The following is a 279-nucleotide window of genomic DNA, read 5'->3' on the forward strand; positions in this document are numbered from 1 at the left end:
GCGCGATCGGGGTGGGCCCGACCCCGCTCGTCGCCCGCATGGCCGCCCGCGAGGCCCGCTTCGGCACGACCGTCACCGTGACCGGGGACGAGCTCGCCGGCTACCTCGACCACAAGCCCGTCGTCGCGCTGCCCGGCGTGGGCCCCGCGACCGCCAGGACCCTGTGCTCCTACGGACTCGACTCGGCCGGACGCGTCGCCGCCGCCCCGCTCGGCACCCTCCAGCGCATCCTCGGCGCCCGCGCCGGTCGCGAACTGCGCGCCCGCGCGCACGGCATCG

1 protein-coding gene is annotated in these 279 nt (G+C 78.9%); it reads left to right on the plus strand.

What is annotated here, in order from left to right; all coding sequences use genetic code 11:
• The coding region (locus tag SSBG_RS24455; RefSeq protein WP_008748746.1) for a DNA polymerase thumb domain-containing protein at window positions 1-279 on the plus strand (279 nt) is incomplete at both ends.

The sequence above is a fragment of the Streptomyces sp. SPB074 genome (assembly GCF_000154905.1).
Classification (GTDB): domain Bacteria; phylum Actinomycetota; class Actinomycetes; order Streptomycetales; family Streptomycetaceae; genus Streptomyces.